The organism is Achromobacter pestifer (assembly GCF_013267355.1).
Taxonomy (GTDB): Bacteria; Pseudomonadota; Gammaproteobacteria; order Burkholderiales; family Burkholderiaceae_B; genus Achromobacter; species Achromobacter pestifer_A.
This window is the reverse complement of record NZ_CP053985.1, coordinates 411,017-427,577: the sequence shown is the minus strand read 5'-3', so window position 1 is coordinate 427,577 and position 16,561 is coordinate 411,017. Positions and strand designations below refer to the sequence as shown.

At 67.0% G+C, this 16,561-nt stretch carries 16 protein-coding genes; 4 read left to right on the top strand and 12 right to left on the bottom strand.

The window, feature by feature from the left end; all coding sequences use genetic code 11:
* The first annotated feature begins 37 nt into the window (after positions 1 to 37).
* Positions 38 to 1,411 (top strand): dicarboxylate/amino acid:cation symporter, encoded by a 1,374-nt coding sequence (locus FOC84_RS02385; protein ID WP_173143023.1) that lies wholly within the window; start codon positions 38 to 40, stop codon positions 1,409 to 1,411.
* 130 nt (positions 1,412 to 1,541) lie between these two features.
* Here FOC84_RS02385 and FOC84_RS02380 read toward each other — a convergent pair whose 3' ends face one another.
* The 7 genes from FOC84_RS02380 to FOC84_RS02350 all read right to left on the bottom strand — a co-directional run bounded on the left by FOC84_RS02380 (position 1,542) and on the right by FOC84_RS02350 (position 6,830).
* Positions 1,542 to 2,156 carry a Maf family protein gene (locus FOC84_RS02380; RefSeq protein ID WP_173143022.1) on the bottom strand — a complete coding sequence of 205 codons (615 nt, stop codon included), beginning with the start codon at positions 2,154 to 2,156 and terminating at the stop codon, positions 1,542 to 1,544.
* Between the two features lie 34 nt (positions 2,157 to 2,190).
* Positions 2,191 to 2,661 (bottom strand): 23S rRNA (pseudouridine(1915)-N(3))-methyltransferase RlmH, encoded by a 471-nt coding sequence (gene rlmH / locus FOC84_RS02375; protein WP_173143021.1) that lies wholly within the window; start codon positions 2,659 to 2,661, stop codon positions 2,191 to 2,193.
* 7 nt (positions 2,662 to 2,668) lie between these two features.
* Entirely contained in the window at positions 2,669 to 3,070 is a 402-nt protein-coding gene (rsfS, locus tag FOC84_RS02370; RefSeq protein ID WP_173143020.1) for a ribosome silencing factor, read from the bottom strand.
* Positions 3,071 to 3,145: 75 nt separating this feature from the next.
* Entirely contained in the window at positions 3,146 to 3,733 is a 588-nt protein-coding gene (gene nadD / locus FOC84_RS02365) for a nicotinate (nicotinamide) nucleotide adenylyltransferase (RefSeq protein WP_173143019.1), read from the bottom strand.
* Positions 3,730 to 4,641, bottom strand: a complete 912-nt coding sequence (hemF, locus tag FOC84_RS02360; protein WP_173143018.1) for an oxygen-dependent coproporphyrinogen oxidase — start codon at positions 4,639 to 4,641, stop codon at positions 3,730 to 3,732. Before hemF ends, nadD begins: the two co-directional genes overlap by 4 nt.
* Before the next feature lie 11 nt (positions 4,642 to 4,652).
* A complete protein-coding gene (gene purD, locus FOC84_RS02355) occupies positions 4,653 to 5,960 on the bottom strand; it encodes a phosphoribosylamine--glycine ligase (RefSeq protein WP_173143017.1) in 1,308 nt (435 codons plus the stop codon).
* Between the two features lie 138 nt (positions 5,961 to 6,098).
* Positions 6,099 to 6,830 carry a YebC/PmpR family DNA-binding transcriptional regulator gene (locus FOC84_RS02350; RefSeq protein ID WP_173143016.1) on the bottom strand — a complete coding sequence of 244 codons (732 nt, stop codon included), beginning with the start codon at positions 6,828 to 6,830 and terminating at the stop codon, positions 6,099 to 6,101.
* 161 nt (positions 6,831 to 6,991) lie between these two features.
* Here FOC84_RS02350 and FOC84_RS02345 point away from each other — a divergent pair, with 161 nt between their 5' ends.
* From FOC84_RS02345 to FOC84_RS02335, 3 genes are all read left to right on the top strand, one after another.
* Entirely contained in the window at positions 6,992 to 8,518 is a 1,527-nt protein-coding gene (locus tag FOC84_RS02345) for a helicase HerA-like C-terminal domain-containing protein (RefSeq protein WP_173143015.1), read from the top strand.
* A 155-nt stretch (positions 8,519 to 8,673) separates the two neighbouring features.
* Entirely contained in the window at positions 8,674 to 9,741 is a 1,068-nt protein-coding gene (locus FOC84_RS02340; protein ID WP_054458781.1) for a tartrate dehydrogenase, read from the top strand.
* 31 nt (positions 9,742 to 9,772) lie between these two features.
* The gene (locus FOC84_RS02335; RefSeq protein ID WP_173143014.1) at positions 9,773 to 10,732 is read left to right on the top strand and encodes a hypothetical protein; all 960 of its coding nucleotides are present in this window, start codon (positions 9,773 to 9,775) and stop codon (positions 10,730 to 10,732) included.
* A gap of 55 nt (positions 10,733 to 10,787) precedes the next feature.
* Here the strand turns inward: FOC84_RS02335 and FOC84_RS02330 are convergent, their stop codons facing one another.
* The 5 genes from FOC84_RS02330 to FOC84_RS02310 all read right to left on the bottom strand — a co-directional run bounded on the left by FOC84_RS02330 (position 10,788) and on the right by FOC84_RS02310 (position 16,550).
* Positions 10,788 to 12,386 (bottom strand): DHA2 family efflux MFS transporter permease subunit, encoded by a 1,599-nt coding sequence (locus FOC84_RS02330; RefSeq protein WP_173143013.1) that lies wholly within the window; start codon positions 12,384 to 12,386, stop codon positions 10,788 to 10,790.
* The gene (locus FOC84_RS02325) at positions 12,383 to 13,576 is read right to left on the bottom strand and encodes an HlyD family secretion protein (protein ID WP_173143012.1); all 1,194 of its coding nucleotides are present in this window, start codon (positions 13,574 to 13,576) and stop codon (positions 12,383 to 12,385) included. Before FOC84_RS02325 ends, FOC84_RS02330 begins: the two co-directional genes overlap by 4 nt.
* A 22-nt stretch (positions 13,577 to 13,598) precedes the next feature.
* Positions 13,599 to 15,020 carry an efflux transporter outer membrane subunit gene (locus tag FOC84_RS02320; RefSeq protein ID WP_173143011.1) on the bottom strand — a complete coding sequence of 474 codons (1,422 nt, stop codon included), beginning with the start codon at positions 15,018 to 15,020 and terminating at the stop codon, positions 13,599 to 13,601.
* Positions 15,021 to 15,116: 96 nt separating this feature from the next.
* Complete coding sequence (locus FOC84_RS02315; protein ID WP_173143010.1) at positions 15,117 to 15,623, bottom strand: MarR family winged helix-turn-helix transcriptional regulator; 507 nt, start codon at positions 15,621 to 15,623, stop codon at positions 15,117 to 15,119.
* Between the two features lie 33 nt (positions 15,624 to 15,656).
* A complete protein-coding gene (locus tag FOC84_RS02310; RefSeq protein WP_173143009.1) occupies positions 15,657 to 16,550 on the bottom strand; it encodes a DMT family transporter in 894 nt (297 codons plus the stop codon).
* Positions 16,551 to 16,561 lie beyond the last annotated feature (11 nt).

Below are 16,561 nucleotides of genomic sequence, written 5' to 3'. Positions count from 1 at the left end.
CGCCCGGAGCAAGGGGCCTTGGTGGGGACAAATCCCAATGATCGACGTGGATCAAGTCGCGCCCGCGCGCAAGCTCAAGTTCTATCAAATTCTCTATGTGCAGGTGATTTTCGCCATCGTGGTGGGCGTGCTGCTGGGCGCGTTCAAGCCCGAACTCGGCCAGCAGATGCAGCCGCTGGGCGACGCCTTCATCAAGCTGGTGAAGATGATCATCGCGCCGGTGATTTTCCTGACCGTGGCCACTGGCATCGCCGGGATGAGCGACCTGAAGAAGGTCGGCCGCGTGGCGGGCAAGGCCATGCTGTACTTCCTGGTGTTCTCCACGCTCGCGCTGATCGTGGGCATGATCGTCAGCCATATCGTGCAGCCGGGCGCCGGCATGCACATCGACCCCAAGACCCTGGACGCGAAGGCGGTTTCGGGCTATGTGGCCAAGGCGCATGACTCGACCATCACGGGCTTCCTGATGAACGTGATCCCGACCACGATCTTCAGCCCGTTCGTGGGCGGCGACATCCTTCAGGTGCTGTTCGTGGCGGTGTTGTTCGGCATCTCGCTGGCCATGGTGGGCGAACGCGGCCAGCCGATACTGAACTTCATGACCGCGCTGGCTCAACCCGTTTTCAAGCTGGTCGCCATCCTGATGAAGGCCGCACCCATCGGCGCCTTCGGCGCAATGGCCTTCACCATCGGCAAATACGGCATCAAGTCCGTCATCAATCTGGCGATGCTGGTGGGCACGTTCTACGCGACTTCGGTGCTGTTCGTGGTGGTGGTGCTGGGGCTGGTTGCACGTTACAACGGGTTTTCGATCCTGAAGCTGGTGCGCTACATCCGCGAAGAGCTGCTGCTGGTGCTGGGCACCAGTTCGTCCGAGGCTGCGCTGCCCACGCTGATGCAGAAGATGGAGCGGGCCGGGTGCTCGAAGTCGGTGGTCGGGCTGGTCGTGCCCACGGGCTATTCGTTCAATCTGGACGGCACCAATATCTACATGACGATGGCGGCGCTATTCATTGCGCAGGCTTGCGATATTCCGCTGTCGCTGGGCGACCAGATCCTGTTGCTGCTGGTCGCGATGCTGAGTTCCAAGGGCGCGGCGGGCGTGACCGGCGCGGGCTTCATCACCCTGGCCGCCACCCTGTCGGTGGTGCCTTCCGTGCCGGTTGCCGGCATGGCGCTGATCCTGGGCGTGGACCGCTTCATGTCGGAATGCCGCGCGCTGACCAACCTGGTCGGCAATGCCACCGCCGCCGTGGTCGTGGCGCGCTGGGAAGGAGAGCTGGACCAGGAGCAGCTGCATGCCGCGCTCGAGGGCGAGCTTCAGCCCGCGCCGGTTCCCGCCGCAGTCCCGGTCCAGGAAGCGCCGAGGGTTGGCGCCGTGCCCATGGGCCAGCCGATGCCGCATGGCTGAAACAGCGTAAATCCGAAGTTGCCCGCGCTTTACCGCGGGCAGCCGCCAAAAGCGGGTTTGCCCCGCGGCAAAGAAAATCCCCCGGACCGTGGAGGTCTCGGGGGATTTTTTCAGCCGGACGCCGCGGCTTTCAGGGCACTTGTATACCCGCTGCGCGCAGCAGGTTGGCGGCCTCGAACAGAGGCAGGCCCATCACACCGGTATAGCTGCCGGCGATGTGCGAGATGAACGTGCCCGCCAGGCCCTGGATGCCATAGGCGCCGGCCTTGCCGTAGGGCTCGCCGCTGTCGCAGTAGCGGCCGATTTCCGCATCCGCCAGCTCGCGCATGCGGACCTCGGTAATGGACACGGTTTCCAGCAAGCGGTCGCCGTTCCAGACGGCGACGGCGGTATGCACTTCGTGCGCCGAGCCGGACAGGGAGCGCAGGATCCGGATGGCGTCGTCGCGGTCGGCGGGCTTGCCCAGGACCGCGCCCGCCAGGATGACCGTGGTGTCGGCGGCCAGCAGCGGCAGCCGAGGCAGGTCCTGGCTGAGCATCCAGTCGCGTCCGCGCAAGGCCTTGTCCCGCGCGGTGCGCCGAACGTAGTCGGCGGCGCTTTCGCCGGGATGCTGGGGCTCGTCCTCGCCCGGCGGGGCGGGCACGAGCAGGACTTCGTGGGCCAGGCCGATCTGGGTCAGCAGCTCGCGCCGGCGGGGACTGGCGGAGGCAAGGTAGAGACGCGCGGAGGTTGCGGTGTGAGTCATGCGTCAGCGAGATGGGCGCCGGCCCGGCCAGCGGTCAGGCGCGGTGGTAGGGATGATTGGTCATGATGGCCCAGGCCCGGTAGAGCTGTTCGGCCAGCACCACGCGCACCATGGGGTGCGGCAGCGTCAGCGAGGACAGGCGCAACTGGCCAGCGCAGGAGGCCTTCAGGCCGGGATCCAGCCCGTCCGGGCCGCCGACCAGAAAGGCGACATCCTGGCCGCCGGCGCGCCATTGTTCCAGCTTCTGTGACAAGGCCATGGTGGTGAGGTCGCGCCCGCGCTCGTCCAGCGCCAGGCGCAAGGCGCTGGCGGGCAGGGCGGCTTCGATCCGCTTGGCTTCCGCCGCCATCATCTGGGCGGGCGTCTTGCCGGTGGTGCGGGGTTCAGGCTTGATCTCGCGCAGTTCCAGCGCGCAGTCGGCCGGCAGGCGCTTGGCGTAGTCGTCCCAGGCCGTTTGCACCCAGTCCGGCATCCGCGTGCCCACGGCCACGACGATCAGCTTCACGGCGCGCTCAGTACTCGGCGTCGTGAGCGCCGTCGTTGGCGACCGGAGCGGAGCGGGTGGATTCGGGCAGGAGCTTCACGCGCACCGGCTTGCCGCCCCAGATCTCTTCCAGGTTGTAATACTGGCGGATGGCGGGCTGCATGATGTGCACGACCACGTCGCCCAGGTCGACGACGACCCATTCACCGGTGTCTTCGCCTTCGATGGTGATGCCGGACAGATCGAGCGAGCGGCCGCGGTCCGCCACGCTGGAAGCGAGGGCGCGGGTCTGGCGGTTGGAGGTGGCGCTTGCAATCACGACGCGATCGAACAGGCTGGTCAGATGCGTGGTGTTGTAGACCTTGATGTCTTGCGCCTTGACGTCTTCGAGGGCGTCGATGACGGCGCGTTGGAGTTTTTGTATATCCATAGCTGCAAATATAACCCGCGCGTGGACAGCGGATGCTGGCCCCGTGGCGTTTTCAGACGCCCGGCGGGTGAGGGTTTATCGGTAAAGATGGTGCGCCGCAATATAGGCGGCAACCGGCGCGGCAAGCAGGCCTTCGGTTGATTCGCCTTGCGCCAGCCGCTGGCGGACCTGCGAGGCCGAAACCGGCATGGGAGCGAAAGGCAATTCCTGCAGTTCGCGTCCCTGGCTGCGCAGGTGTTCGGCCAGCGCCGGCGGCGCGCTGAGCGCGGTGCCCGGGCGGGTGGCGACGGCCAGGTCCACCAGGCTGGCGATGTCCTGCCATTCGCGCCAGGTGCAGAAATTGGCCAGTTGGTCGGCGCCCAACAGCCAGACATAGCGCGCGTCCTGGGGCAGGGCGCGCAGCGTGTCCATGGTGTAGGTTGGGCCGCCGCGTTCGATTTCGATGGGGTTGACGGTCAGGCCTGCGTGGCCGGCAATAGCCAGTTGCAGCATGTCGCGACGCTGGCCGGCCGTGGCGTGCAGCGCGGCGCGCTGCCAGGGATTGGCGGCGGGAATGAGCTGCACCTCGGCCAGGCCTAGCGTCTGCAAGGCGTTTTGCGCCAAGGCGATATGTGCGACGTGGACGGGGTCGAAACTGCCGCCCAGGAGACCGATGCGCTTCAAGCCCAGTCCCGCGGTTTCAGGTAGGCCGCCAGTTCGGCCTCGGGCGTGCCGGCTTCGGGTTGCCAGTCGTAGCGCCACTGCGCCAGCGGCGGCATGGACAGCAGGATCGATTCCGTGCGTCCGCCGGACTGCAGGCCGAACAGCGTGCCGCGGTCGAAGACCAGGTTGAATTCGACGTAGCGGCCGCGGCGGTAGGCCTGGAAATCGCGTTCGCGTTCACCGTAGGCCAGGCCGCGGCGGCGTTCCACGATGGGCATGTAGGCCGGCAGGAAGGCATCGCCCACCGAGCGGGTCAGGGCGAACGAGGCCTCGAAGCCGGGCGTATTCAGGTCGTCGTAGAAGATGCCGCCGACGCCGCGCGTTTCATTGCGGTGCTTGAGGAAAAAATACTCGTCGCACCAGCGCTTGTAGCGGGGGTAGTAGTCGGCGCCGTGGCCGGCCAGCGCGTCGCGGCAGGCGGCGTGGAAATGGCGGGCGTCTTCCTCGTAGGGATAGTAGGGCGTGAGGTCGATGCCGCCGCCGAACCAGAAGACGTTGGCTTCGTCGTGGCCCGGCCGGGCGGCCGCCAGGAACATGCGCACGTTCATGTGCGTGGTGGGCACATGGGGATTGCGCGGGTGCAGCACCATGGACACGCCCATGGCTTCCCATGAGCGGCCGGCCAGTTCGGGGCGGTGCGCGCTGGCTGACGGCGGCAGCTTGTTGCCCTGGACGTGGCTGAACAGCACGCCGGCCCGTTCGAACAGCGAGCCGCCTTCCAGCAGGCGCGACAGCCCGCCGCCGCCCTCGGGCCGCACCCATTCGTCGCTGCGGAAGGCCGCGCCCTCGGCGGCTTCCAGGGCGCCGACGATGCGGGCCTGCAGGCCGGTGAGGTAGTCCCGGACGGAGGAGACGGGCAAGGCGTTCATTGCGGTTCCGGCTAGGCGTTGGGCTTGGGCTTCTGCTGCGACGGCTTGAGCGCGCGCCAGCCGATGTCGCTGCGGTACTGACGGCCGTCGAAGTGGATGCCGTCGATCGCTTCGTAGACGCGGTCGCGGGCCATCTTGACGGAGTCGCCCAGCGCCGTGACGCACAGCACGCGCCCGCCGGTGGTCTTGACTTCCTCGCCGTCGAGCTTGGTGGCGGCGTGGAACACCATGCAGTCCTCGGCGTCGGCGGGCAGTCCGCGGATGACGTCGCCGGTGCGCGGCGTGTTGGGGTAGTTGTGCGCGGCCAGCACGGCGCCCAGCGCGGTGCGGCGGTCCCAGACGATGTCGGCCTGGTCGAGCGTGCCGTCGACGGCATGCTCCAGGGCGTCCAGCAGGTCGCTCTTGACGCGCATCATGATGGGCTGCGTTTCGGGGTCGCCCATGCGGCAGTTGAATTCCAGGGTCTTGATCTCGCGGTCGGGATCGTCGCCCGGGGCGATCATCAGGCCGGCGTACAGGAAGCCCGTGTACGGGATGCCGTCGCGCGTCATGCCCTGCACGGTCGGCAGGATGATTTCGCGCATGATGCGGTGGTGCAGTTCCGGGGTGACGATGGGGGCGGGCGAATACGCGCCCATGCCGCCGGTGTTGGGGCCTTGGTCGCCGTCCTGCAGGCGCTTGTGGTCCTGGCTGGTGGCCAGGGCCAGCACATTGCGGCCGTCGCACATGACGATGAAGCTGGCTTCCTCGCCCACCAGGCATTCCTCGATGACGACGCGCGCGCCGGCAGCGCCCATGGAGCCGTCGCCCAGCATGGCGTCCACGGCGGCATGCGCTTCTTCGAGCGTGGCGGCGACCACGACGCCCTTGCCCGCGGCCAGTCCGTCGGCCTTGATCACGATGGGAGCGCCTTCCTGGTCGATGTAGGCGTGGGCCTGGGCCGGATCGGTGAAGGTTGCGTAGCGGGCGGTCGGGATGTTGTGCCGGACCATGAAGGCCTTGGCGTAGTCCTTCGAGCTTTCCAGCTGCGCCGCGTCCTTGGTGGGGCCGAAGATCTTCAGGCCGCGGGCGCGGAATACATCAACGACGCCGGCGGCCAGCGGGGCTTCGGGGCCGACCACGGTCAGGGCGACGCCTTCGCGTTGCACGAAATCAGCCAATTCCTCGGCATTGGTGAACGGGACGTTCTCGATCTGTTCGGCGCGCTGGGTGCCGCCGTTGCCCGGAGCGACATATACCTTGTGGACGCGCGGGGAGCGGGCCAAGCGCCAGGCGAGGGCGTGTTCACGGCCGCCAGAGCCAATTACCAGGAGTTTCATGTTGCGTGGTTCTTAAGGTTGCCAGTCGAGCGCCGCAAGGCGCCAGCCCGTGGAGTAGGCCAGGATCCGGGCGGACCCGGATCCGGTGACAGCGTGGCGCCGGGCAGGCAAGGCCCGCTCGGCGCCGGGGTAATGGGATTACTGCGCTTCGTCGAAAACGACGTTCGTATAGACTTCCTGCACGTCGTCCAGGCCTTCCAGGGCGTCGAGCAGCTTCTGCATCTTGATGGCGTCTTCGCCGGCGAGTTCGGTTTCGTTCAGGGCCTTCATGACGATGCCGTCCACTTCGGCCTTCAGGCCGGCGGCGTCGAAGGCGCTGCGCACGGCGGCGTAGTCGGCCGGCGCGCAGACCACTTCGACCACGCCTTCCTCGTCGGTCGTCACGTCTTCGGCGCCGGCTTCAAGGGCGGTTTCCATGACCTTGTCTTCGGAGGTGCCGGGGGCGAACACGAACTGGCCGCAGTGCTTGAACATGAAGGCGACCGAGCCTTCCTGGCCCAGGTTGCCGCCGTTCTTGGCGAAGGCGTGGCGCACTTCGGCCACGGTGCGGGTGCGGTTGTCGGTCATGCAGTCGACGATCACGGCCGCGCCGCCGATGCCGTAGCCTTCGTAGCGGACTTCCTCGTAGGCGTCGCCGTCGGCGCCACCCGCGCCGCGCTGGATGGCGCGCTGGATGTTGTCCTTGGGCATGTTGGCGTCGGTGGCCTTGTCCCAGGCCATGCGCAAGCGCGGGTTGCTGTCCGGGTCAGGGCCGCCGGCACGCGCCGCCACGGTGATTTCACGAATGATCTTGGTCCACAGCTTTCCGCGCTTGGCGTCTTGGCGCCCTTTGCGGTGCTGAATATTGGCCCATTTGCTGTGTCCGGCCATGGCTTCCCAGGGTAAATTGTCTGCAAAGATGGCATTTTACCGTGCCGGCGCCCGGCGCGCCCGGGGGCGGACCGCATGTGTCCATATTGCCACGCGCACAAGCGGCGCGGCAGGCTCTACACTTGGGCATCCATCTGATTCCCTGGTCCGGAGAGCTGCACATGCCCAACCCCATCGTCGTCGCCAAGAATGCACAGACCGAGTTGGCGTTGCTGCCTGCCCTGGCCAATCGCCACGGCTGCATTACCGGGGCCACGGGTACCGGCAAGACCGTCACCCTGCAGGTCCTGGCTGAATCCTTCTCCCGTATCGGCACGCCGGTGTTCATGGCCGACGTCAAGGGCGACCTTACCGGCATTTCCCAGGCTGGCGCGGCCACGCCCAAGCTGCTGGAACGCCTGAAGAACCTGGGCCTGAGCGAACCGGCCTGGGCGGCCAGCCCCGTCACGCTGTGGGACGTGTTTGCCGAGCAGGGGCTGCCGGTGCGGGCCACCGTGTCGGACATGGGGCCGCTGCTGCTGTCCCGCATCCTGGAATTGAACGACACGCAGGAAGGCGTGCTGACGCTGGTCTTCAAGGTCGCCGACGACGAAGGCCAGCTGCTGCTGGACCTGAAGGACCTGCGCGCCATGCTGCAGAACGTTGCCGACCGCGCCTCGGAACTGAAGACGCGATATGGCAACGTGTCTTCCGCCAGCATCGGCGCCATCCAGCGCGGACTGCTGGCGCTGGAGTCGCAGGGCGCGGAGAAATTCTTCGGCGAACCCATGCTCGACGTGGCCGACCTGATGCGCACGGACGCGCAGGGCCGCGGCATGGTCAACGTGCTGGCCGCCGACAAGCTGATGCAGGCGCCGCGCCTGTATGCCATCTTCCTGTTGTGGCTGCTGGCGGACCTGTACGAGAAGCTGCCCGAAGTCGGCGACATGGACCAGCCCAAGCTGGTGTTTTTCTTCGACGAAGCCCACTTGCTGTTCAATGACGCACCGCCTGCGCTGCTGAACAAGATCGAGCAGGTGGTGCGCCTGGTCCGCTCCAAGGGCGTGGGCGTCTATTTCGTGACCCAGAATCCGCTGGATATTCCCGACACCGTGCTGGGGCAGTTGGGCAACCGCGTCCAGCACGCCTTGCGGGCGTTCACGCCGCGCGACCAGAAGGCCGTGAAGACGGCGGCCCAGACGATGCGTCCCAATCCCGGGCTGGACATCGAGGCCGCCATCACCGAGCTGGGCGTGGGCGAGGCGCTGATTTCCTTGCTGGATGCCAAGGGACGGCCGATGCCGACCGAGCGCGCCTACATCGTGCCGCCGGCCAGCCGGATCGGCCCGGCGACCGATGCCGAGCGGCAAGCGCTGCGCCAGGGCAGTCCGCTGGCGCCGAAGTATGAGAAATCCATCGACCGCGAATCCGCCTATGAAGTGCTGGCCGGGCGCGCGGCCAAGCCTGTGGACCAGGCCGGCGCGGCGAAGAACGGTTCCGCGCAGCCTGAAGGCAAGGGCGCCGCGGAAGAGTCGGGTGGCGGTCTCATGGACAGCCTGAATGAAGTCCTGTTCGGGTCGACGGGCCCGCGCGGCGGCAAGCGCGACGGCGTGGTACAGACCATGGCCAAGAGCACGGTCCGGTCGATCGCGCGCGAATTGACCCGGGGCATCCTGGGATCCCTGCTGGGGTCCAAGGGCAGGCGCTGAGTTTCATGGAGTCCGGCCGCTAGGTGGCGGCTCGTCCTGCTCTTTGGCAACACGAGCAGCGGCGCGTATATTTCTGCAACGATCCAATTACTGCGCCGCGGCATTCCTGCCTGCGATGCCGGGCGGTATATCAAAGCAAAACAGAGGAAGACGTGGTGGCAAAGAAACACAAGATTGCGGTGATTCCTGGAGACGGCATCGGCAAGGAAGTCGTGCCCGAGGGCTTGAAGGTGCTGGACGCGGTCGCAACGCGATTCGGCATCGATTTTCAGTGGGACCATTTCGACTGGAGCTGCGACTATTACGCCAAGCACGGCAAGATGATGCCGGACGACTGGCAGGCGCAGATCGGCCAGCACGAAGCGATTTTCTTCGGTTCCATCGGCTGGCCCGCCACGGTGCCTGACCACGAAGCGCTGTGGGGCTCGCTGTTCAAGTTCCGCCGCGAGTTCGATCAGTACATCAACCTGCGCCCGGTGCGCCTGATGCCTGGCGTGCCTTCCCCGCTGAAGGACCGCCAGCCCGGCGAGATCGACTTCTTCATCGTGCGCGAGAACACCGAAGGCGAATACTCCAATAGCGGCGGCCGCCTGTTCGCGGGCACCGAGCGCGAAGTGGTCATCCAGGAAAGCGTCTTCACGCGCATCGGCGCCGACCGCGTCCTCAAGTTCGCCTTCGAACTGGCGCAGAAGCGCGGCAAGCACCTGACGGCGGCCACCAAGTCCAACGGTATTTCGATTTCGATGCCCTGGTGGGACGAACGCGTGGCCGAGATGGGCGAAAAGTACCCGGACGTGCGCTGGGACAAGTATCACATCGACATCCTGTGCGCCCATTTCGTGCAGCATCCCGACTGGTTCGATGTGGTGGTGGCTTCCAACCTGTTCGGCGATATCCTGTCCGACCTGGGGCCGGCCTGCACCGGCACGATCGGCATCGCGCCTTCGGCCAACCTGAACCCCGAGCGCAAGTTCCCGTCGCTGTTCGAACCGGTGCACGGTTCGGCGCCGGACATCTACGGCAAGGGCATCGCCAACCCGATCGGCCAGATCTGGAGCGGCGCGCTGATGCTGGATTTCCTGGGCTATCCGGACGCTTCGGCGGCGGTCGTCAAGGCCATCGAAACCGTCCTGGCGGAAGGTCCGCGTACCCGGGACATGAAGGGCACCGCCTCCACCGCCGACGTCGGCAGCGCGATAGCCGCGCTGATCGCCGCGGGCTGAGGCCAGTCCTCGCCAGACCTTCGGCTAGTCAATGGACGAATCTGGCTTCTCCTTCCCCGCTGCCCACGTGGGTAGCGGGCGGGCCGACCGATTCGCGCGCAAGCTGTTCCGGGTGCTCCGGTCGCGCACGCAGAGACATAACCAGCACTTGTGGCCTTTCGTCCGGATCCGCAGGGATAGGTCAGGCGCCATCTGCGGCTTTCGCGCCTTTGGTCGGCCGCAGCCAGTCACGCCGCTGGCCCAAGGGTACGATTCTGCCGACCAGGAAGTACATCTGATCCTGAGCGGCCCGTCGGTCGCGCAGATACCTTACGACCGGCTCGACATCCGGGCGGCGATGGGCGTGAATGGCGCCATCATGCTGGCGCGCAAGTTCGACCTGCCGTTCAAGTATTACTGCATCATCGACCAGAACTTCGTGCGCGAGCGTATCGACCTGGTGCGCGAGGTCGTGTCGCGCGACCTGACCCTGTACGTCTTGCCCGAGGTTCTGCGCTACATCATGCAGGGGCTCCCGCAGGAGTCGATCCGCTGCCGCATTTGCGTCATTGAACTGATCTCCGAACGGGCCTACCAGCGCATCTCCGCGCCGGCCGTGCTCCAGCGGATGGCGGCGGCCTCGCCCGACGTGCAACTGCTGGACGCAAAGCAGGCCATGGGATTCAGCTTCAACGTGGCGTTGGGCGTGTTCGACGCCGATACCGTGGCCTATGCCGCCTTGCAGGTGCTGGTGTCCAGCGGCGCCCGCAAGGTCTATGCGCACGGGCTGGACCTGACGCTGCAAAATGGCTTGCGCTTCTACGATGAAGGGACCTCGTCCCAGTCGAGCAGGTTGGCGCGCAAGTTTTCTCAGCTGATCGAACCGTCGTTCCGCTTCGCCGCCGCGCAATGGCGCGCTCGCGGCATCTCTGTGTTCAACCTGTCGCCTGTCAGCGCCTTGCCGGCCGACATCATGGAGCGCGCCGACTGGCAGGTCCTGCTGAAGCAATAAGGCGCTTTGCGGCCCGATCCCGGACGGCTGCGTCCGAGATCGGGCCAGCCGCGCCTCAGTGGGCGCCGGCTGCCGCTTCGGCGGCTCCGCCGCCGCCCGCCTTGGTCGACCGGGGGCGGGCGAACCAGACCAGGCCGGTCAGGGCCAGGAAGATGATGGCGGACGCGTAGAACACGTCCACCGCCGACATGGTGAAGGCTTGCGTATTGATCAGTCCGTCCACCATGGTCAGGGCCTGCTGATGCGTCATGCCCAGCCCGTTCTGCAGCGTCGCCATGGTCTGGTCGAACGCCTGCTGGCCGGGCTTGGCCACTTCGGTCAGCTGCGAGTGGTGCATGGTCGCGCGGTTTTCCCACAGCGTGGTGGCGATGGATGTGCCGAATGCGCCCGCCGTCAGGCGCAGGAAGTTCGACAGGCCAGAGGCCGCGGGAATGCGCCACGGTTCGATGCTGGACAGCGTGATCGAGGTGAGCGGCACGAAGAACGTCGCCATGGCCGCGCCCTGGATGATGGTCGGGACCATCAGCGTGCGCACATCGGTCTGCGTGTTGAAGCCCGAGCGCATGAAGCACACCAGCGCGAAGATCAGGAACGCCACCGTCGCGATCTGACGCGGGTCGCGCGTGGCCAGCATCTTGCCGACGATGGGCGTCAGCAGGATGGCCAGCAGACCCACCGGCGCGGTGACCAGTCCCGCGTAGGTCGCGGTGTAGCCCATATTGCTCTGCAGCCACAGCGGCAGCAGCACCACGTTGCCGAAGAAAACGCCATAGGCCACCGCCAGCGTCAGCGCGCCGACCGTGAAATTGCGGATCTTGAACAGGCGCAGGTCGACCACGGGGTGCGCGTCGGTCAGTTCCCAGATCAGGAAGAAGACGAAGGCCACGAAGGCGGTCGCGGCCAGCGCGATGATGGTGCCGCTGGCGAACCAGTCCAGCTCCTTGCCCTTGTCCAGCATGATCTGCAGCGCGCCTACCCACACCACCAGCAGCGCCAGGCCGACCTTGTCGATCGGCAGCTTGCGCGTGACCGATTCCCGGTCGCCATAGATGCGCCAGCTGATCCACGCGGCCAGCAGGCCCACTGGCACGTTGATGTAGAAGATCCACGGCCAGGTGTAGTTGTCGGAGATCCAGCCGCCCAGCAAGGGCCCGGCGACGGGCGCCACCAGCGTGGTCATGGACCAGACCGCCAGCGCCATGCCCGCCTTGGACTTGGGGAAGCTCGCCAGCATCAGCGCTTGCGACAGCGGGATCATGGGGCCGGCGACCGCGCCTTGCAGCACGCGGAATGCGATTAGCGCTTCGAGCGAGGGCGCAAAGCCGCACAGCCATGAAGCCAGCACGAACAGCAGCGTGGAGATCAGGAACAGCCGCACCTGTCCAAAGCGTTGCGTGAGCCAGCCCGTGAGCGGCACCGTGATCGCGTTGGCCACGGCGAACGAGGTGATGACCCAGGTGCCCTGGCTGGTGCTGACGCCCAGATCGCCCGAAATGGTCGGGATGGACACGTTCGCGATCGACGTGTCCAGCACATTCATGAACACCGCCGTGGACAGCGCGATGGACCCGATGATGCGGGTCGCGCCTTCCAGCGGCGCGTGACCGCCAGGCGGGGGCGCCGGCGGGGCGGCGGGCTGCTTGGCTGCGCTCATGATGCGAGGTTGGCCTCGATGATCTTGCTGATCATGGCGTCGACTTCATCGTGGGCAGGCTCGAAGGCGCGCGTCGACCAGACCGGCTCCTTGCGTTCGGCCTGCGTCAGCGGTTCTCCTTCCTGCTTGCCCACGTCCACTTCCACGTCCATCGACAGGCCCACGCGCAGCGGGTGCTTCTTCAGGTCTTCGGGATCCAGCGTGATGCGCACCGGCACGCGCTGCACCACCTTGATCCAGTTGCCGGTGGCGTTCTGGGCGGGCAGCAGGGCGAAGGCGCTGCCCGTGCCGGCGTCCAGTCCGGCGATGGTGCCGTGGTAGGTGACCGCGCTGCCGTACAGGTCGGCCACCATCTTGGCCGGCTGGCCGATGCGCATCTTGCGCAACTGGCCTTCCTTGAAGTTGGCTTCGATCCACACTTGGTCCAGCGGCACGACCGTCATCAGCGCCGAGCCGGGCGCGACACGCTGGCCGACCTGCACGCTGCGGCGCGCCACCACGCCGCCCACGGGGGCGGGCAGCACGGTGCGCGACTGCGCCAGCCAGGCGTTGCGCAGGCCGGCCGCGGCCTGCTGCACGTCGGGATGGTCGGCGACCGTGGTTCCCTGGGTCAGCGCCTGATTGGTGGCCAGCTTGGCGCGCGAGGCGGCCAGCGCGGCGCGGGCTTGCGCCAGGCCGGACTGGGCGGACTTCAGCGCTGCTTCGGCGTGCAGGATTTCTTCGCCGCTGACGCCGCCGGACTTGGCCAATTGTTGGCGGCGGTTGACGTCGCTTTGCGCGCGGGTCAATTCTGCCTGGGCGCGCAGGATGTCGGCGTTGCGCAGGTCGACGTCGGCAGCCAGGGCGTCGTTCTGAACATAGATGGTGCGCACCTGGCGCACCGTTTGCGCGAGCTTGGCCTGGGCTTGCTGCAAGGCCACGTCGGTGTCGGCCGGATCCAGGCGCACCAGCGGCTGGCCGGCGGCGACGGTTTCCGTGTCGTCGGCCTCGATGGCTACGACCGTGCCAGGCACTTGCGGCGTGATCTGCACCAGGTTGCCGTGCACGTAGGCATCATCCGTGCTTTCGAAGTGGGCGCCGAACAGCGCCCACCAGATGCCGTAGGCGATCGCGATGAGAGTGAAGGCCCCGGTGGCCAGCAGCAGCAGGCGTTTGCGGGCGGGGTTGGCGGCGGGTGTGGCTGCGGTCATGACGTCTGAGTCCGGGGAGCGTTCAATGGGTGGGGTTCGTGGCGGGGGCCGACTCGGCCGCGGGGGCGTAGCCGCCGCCCAGCGCAGTGGCGAGGCTGGCGTCCAACTGATAGGCGCGGATGCGCAGATCGGTGTCCAGCCGTGCCTGGGTCAGCACGCCGGTCTGCGCGATGAGCACGGAGATGTAGTTGCCCATGCCGGCCTTGTAGCGCTTGACCGCCAGGTCATAGGCGGCGTCGATGGCTTCGCGGGCCTGGCGTTGCTGGGCCTTTTCCTGATCCAGCAGGCGCAGTCCGTCGAGCGCGTCGGCCACCTGGTGCACGGCGTCCAGCACGGTCTGGTTGTAGTCCGATACCGCGAGGTCGGCGTCGGCGCGGCGGCCCGCCAGGTTCGCGTTGAGTTCGCCGCCGTGGAAGATCGGCAGCGTGACCGCCGGGCCGAAACCGGCCATGCGGGCATCCGCGCCCAGCAGGTTGCCGGTGCCCATGGCTTGGAAACCGACGAACGCAGCCAGGTTCACGTTGGGGTAGAACTCGGCGCGGGCGCTGTCGATGGCATGGCCGGCAGCCTCGGCGCGCCATTTCGCGGCGGCGACGTCGGGGCGGTGGCCGAGCAGGTCCAGCGGCACGCTGGCGGGCACGCCGCCGGCGGGCGCAGTCAGCGCCACCGGTTGCAGGGGTTGTCCGCGCTGCGGGCCGGCGCCGGCCAGCGCGGCGACCTGATTGCGCAACTGCGCCAGCGTGGTGTCGGTCTGGGTCAGTTCCACCTTGCCGGCGGCGAGCGAAGATTCCGCCTGCTTGACTTCGACCTGCGTGTCCAGCCCAGCCTTATAGCGGCCCTGGGTCAGCGACAGCACATCGGCGCGTTGGGCCAGCACGCGCTCGAGCACGTCGCGCTGGGCAAACGCGTTCTGCAGGTTCAGGTAGGCGCGGACCGTCGCGCTTGCCAGCAGATTGCGCGCCGCCTGCGCGTCGGCCGCGGCGGCGGCCTGTTGCGATACCGCCGCCTGCAGGCGCGAGCGGTTCTTGCCCCAGAAATCCAGCTCATAGCTGAAGTCCAGGGCCAGCCGGTTGTCGCTGACGACCGAGCCGCCCATGGGCGCGGGGTAGATGTAGTCCTTGGACAGGTGCTCGCGGGTCAGCGCGTAGTTCGCGTCCACGCGCGGCAGCAGCGGCGCGCGCGCGATGCCGACGGCGGCGTTGGCCTTGGCGAGGCGGGCCTGCGCGGCGCTCATCGACGGGTTGTTGGCCAGGGCTTCGTCCAGCAAGGCATTGAGCTGCGGGTCGCCATAGCGCAGCCACCATTGAGTTTCAGGCCAGGCCGTGTCCTGATTGGTCAGTCCCAGCTTGGCGCCATCCAGTGCAGCCACGGGCTCGGAGCCGGGTTCCATCAATGCGCAACCGCTCAGGGCCAGCACCAATACGGTAGTGAGAAGGCGTTTCATCCTGACTGTTTGCTGAAAGTAGTTGATTAATCTGTATTTGCCTAGGCAGCTATTATGCCAAATAAAACCCCGAAACCCGGGGTTCGCTGGCGGTCCTTAGCGGTTTTGGGTGGCTGACGAGGCGGAGCCGTTGGCGATCATCCGGCGCAGCAGGTGCTTGAGCTGCGCCACTTCGTCGCTGGAGAATCCGCGCAGGTGGTAATTCAGCACCCGAGCGATATTGGGCGGGATTTCGCGCGCCTTGGCCTCGCCGAGCTCGGTGAGTTCGATCTTGACGACGCGGCGGTCCGCCTGGCATCGGTTGCGGCGCAGCAGGCCCTTGGCTTCCAGCCGGTCCAGCGCGCGGGTCATGGCGCCCGTGTCCATGCCCGTAAGCCTGGCCAGTTCCGCGGGCGTATCGGCGCGGCCCTGGAAAACCAGGGCGATGGGACGCCATTGCATGGCCGTGAGGTCCAGCGGGGCCATTTCCTGGTCTAGCATCCGGTTCAAGGAATTGGAGACCAGTTTGATCAGGAAACCGGCGTTTTCATCCATCACGCAGCTGGCGTCTGCGCGGTAATGGACGGGGCCGTCGGACGGGGAATGGGGAGGCGCGGCAGTCATATGTGCCGAATTTTACTGCCTAGTCAGTTATTGTCAAGGCTGTGATTTCGCCGCCATGTCCGGCTGCGCGGCGGGCGCCTGCTTGCGCAAGCCCGACCAGACGATGGCGGCCACGATCAGGGCGGCGCCCGCCATCATGCGCGGCGTGGGCTCCTGGCTGAACAGCGCCCAGGCGAAAGCGATGGCGTAGACCGGTTCCAGCGCGATGACCAGTCCGGCGCTGCGCGCGTTCAGCTGCGTCAGGCTGGACACGAACAGATAGTGCGACAGGCCCGTGCAGAAGATGCCCAGCAGCGCCAGCCAGAACCAGTCCAGCGCAGGCAGCGCGGGCAGCTGGGACACGGCGAAGGGCAGCATTACCAGCGCCACCACCAGGTTCTGCCAGCAGGCCACCTGCATCGGGTCCATGCCCGAGGCCGAGCGGCGGTTGCTCAGCGCCAGCAGGGCGAAGCTCAGGCCCGACAGCAGGCCCCAGGCCAGGCCGATGGTGCCCTGGTCGGCCAGGTCGAACGCGGGCGTGACCAGCACCAGCCCGGCCGTCACCAAGCCCAGCAGCAGCCATTCGGTCGGACGGATGCGCTCCCGGAAGAGCAGGCCCTCGAACAGGGTGATGAAGGCGGGGAAGCTGGCGAAACCCAGGGTGGCGATGGCGATGCCGCCGACCTTCACGGCAATGAAGAAGGTTACCCAGTGTCCCGCCAGCAGGGCGCCCGACACCACCAGCACGAATAGCTGCGCGGGCGTCAGGGCGCCCAGAAGCGGCTTGCGGCGCATGCGGGCGAACAGCCCCAGCGAGAGCACCGCGAAGACGGCCCGGCCCAGCGTGATCACGGCGGCGCTGGCCTGGATCAGTTCGCCGAATACGCCGGTCAGGCCAAAAAGCACGGCGGCAACGTGGATGTAGGTGAGGGCGCGGTGTCGGGTCATGCGTGAGATAA